The sequence below is a fragment of the Collinsella sp. AM42-18AC genome (assembly GCF_003467965.1).
Classification (GTDB): domain Bacteria; phylum Actinomycetota; class Coriobacteriia; order Coriobacteriales; family Coriobacteriaceae; genus Collinsella.
This window is the reverse complement of sequence record NZ_QSFY01000026.1, coordinates 4,389-6,592: the sequence shown is the minus strand read 5'-3', so window position 1 is coordinate 6,592 and position 2,204 is coordinate 4,389. Positions and strand designations below refer to the sequence as shown.

General features: G+C 59.9%; 4 protein-coding genes. All 4 read right to left on the bottom strand.

From position 1 onward, the window contains the following. On the bottom strand, positions 1 to 593 hold a 593-nt coding region (locus DW913_RS09830), incomplete at its 3' end, for a PTS sugar transporter subunit IIC (protein ID WP_147349649.1). 58 nt (positions 594 to 651) lie between these two features. Next, positions 652 to 1,134 (bottom strand): PTS sugar transporter subunit IIB, encoded by a 483-nt coding sequence (locus DW913_RS09825; RefSeq protein ID WP_099432286.1) that lies wholly within the window; start codon positions 1,132 to 1,134, stop codon positions 652 to 654. Between the two features lie 57 nt (positions 1,135 to 1,191). Continuing rightward, positions 1,192 to 1,611, bottom strand: coding sequence for a PTS sugar transporter subunit IIA (locus DW913_RS09820; RefSeq protein WP_035137739.1), 420 nt, complete (start codon positions 1,609 to 1,611; stop codon positions 1,192 to 1,194). Positions 1,612 to 1,657: 46 nt separating this feature from the next. Further along, positions 1,658 to 2,204, bottom strand: a 547-nt coding sequence (locus DW913_RS09815; protein WP_369832282.1) for an SIS domain-containing protein, incomplete at its 5' end; no start/stop codon positions are given.

Sequence of the window (2,204 nt, the reverse complement as noted above, 5' to 3'; positions counted from 1 at the left end):
AGCACCAGGCGGCCGAGCATGGCGAAGCCCATGGCAGGCAGGATGTTGGCGGCAACGCCAAAGCCAGCAAGGACAAAGGGCGGGATGAAGTCGAGCATGCCCTGGATGGCGTCAGCACCCAGATAGAACGACAGCGAGCACAGCAGGAACGCCATGATGATACCGGTCAAACCGATCAGGAAGTGCATCGCATAGACACCCTTAAGGTTGCCCTGGCCGGAGAAGACATCAGCGCGGTCAACCAGGATCGGCAGGGCGGCGTTGAGGATGTTCTTGATGGCAAGGCACAGCGTGGCGATGGGCATGGCAAGCGCGATGGCTGCCTCGGTGCTCTGGCCCAGCTGGATAGCGAAGGCGCAGGCGAGCACGCCGCCGATCGTCTCATCAGGCGGCACGTAGGCGCCGATGGAGATCGAGCCCATGAACAGCAGCTCCAGGCTGGCGCCGATCGCGAGGCCGGACTGCAGGTCCCCCAGCACCAGGCCCACGAGCGGGCACAGGACGATGGGGCGGAACGCATAGAGCGTACCGAGCTGGAAGTCGAACTTACCAAATGCGGCGATAAGTCCGATGAGGATTGCTTGGGTAAGCATATATCCCCCTTTCCTAATAGGAAACTACGAAGAGCTCAGACTCTTCGAAATTGAACGCCTAGAGCACGCTGGCGCAGTCAACCTTGGGGTCATCGGCCAGGGGTCGAATCTCGACCTCAACGCCACGATCCAGCATCTCGCGCACATCGGCTTCCTCGGCCGCGGTCAGGAAGATCTGACGAGAGACCTGACGCGCATCGGGACGCTTCTCGTCCTTGGGCTTGGTGTTGCCCAGGTTGACCGACTTGATCTGCGGGCAGCCCTCAACAAGCTGCTTTGCCTCAGCAATAGTGGCGACACAGATGATCATCTTGTACTTGTCGGTCACGCCCGAGTTGATAGCTTCGATTGCATGCTCCATATCTTTGATGACGAGCTTGCAGCCGGCAGGCTTGCCCATCTTGAGCGTCGTCTTCCACACCGGGTCGTTAGCGACCTTATCGCCCACGCAGAAGATGCAGTTGGAGCCAAGGCCCTGAACCCAGGAAACTGCGACCTGGCCATGAAGCAGGCGATGGTCAACGCGAAGTAGCTGAATCATAATGTGACCCCCCAAAGGTCTTGTACCGTCTTACGGCGTGTCAGTAGGTGCTGCGGATTAGAACTCTTCTTCCTCGTCGTCATCGACCAAAAGATCGTTGACAAACTTCACGCGCGTATCGTCCGCAGCGACGATGGCGCGAATCGTCTCCTCAACCGGCGCCGACTCGTCAGAGAACAGCAACTGGATGAGGAGAGGAAGGTTCATGTTGGTAACGAGGTACGTGCGGGGACGCGTCTGGACGATCTTGGTGAACTCGTTGTTGACGCTGCCGCCAAAGAGGTCGGTGCAGACAACGACATCATCGTCGGCAGACATGCCTGCCAGCAGTTTTTGGGCCTCCTCGGCCACGTCCATGCGGCCATCGACGAACATCGAAAGATCGTGGACGTTGTCGCGAGCGCCCGAGAGCAGCTCGACGCTCTCCTTGATGCCGGTAGCGAAGTGCGCATGGCTGGCGATGATGTACTGTCTCATTCTGTGTTCCTCTCAATAGCCCGGCACGTTCCCGCACCCGTTTTCTTTAGTAGTCGAACTGGTGATAGTAGCGACGATACTTGAGGTTGTGCTTGGTGACCGTCTCGTAGTAGCGAGCCAGGCGGTCGGTCACGAGCACCGTCAGAATCCACGGGGAGACGATGACGCGGAACTCGTCGTCAAGGCCGGGGATCGCGAACTCGGCGGTGTCGATGACGTTGACGTCGGTGTCGCCGGTCACGCCGCGGGTCAGGAACGCGCGGACGCGCTCGTCGAGCTTGCGGTTCTCGTCCTCGCCCATGAACAGGAAGACCGGGACGCCGGGCTCCACGAGCTCGAGGGTGCCGTGGAAGAAGTCGGCCGAGGTGATGTAGCGGGTGCGCTTCCACTGCATCTCCTCGAGGATGCACATCGAGAACAGGATCGTCTCGCCCCACAGGGCGCCGGAGCCGATGAACATGGTGTAGGGGGCCAGGGCGTACTTCTTGGCGAGCTCCTCGGCGCGCGGCTCGAAGCGCTTGCGGATATCGAGCATGTCCTTCCAGATGTCCTTGGTCTGCTCGATAAACAGATCGAACTTGGGGAAGCAGCCG

Coding starts and splice junctions, on each gene's coding strand:
- DW913_RS09825 (WP_099432286.1), bottom strand. CDS start 1,134: ATGATTCAGCTACTTCGCGTTGACCATCGCCTGCTTCATGGCCAGGTC.
- DW913_RS09820 (WP_035137739.1), bottom strand. CDS start 1,611: ATGAGACAGTACATCATCGCCAGCCATGCGCACTTCGCTACCGGCATC.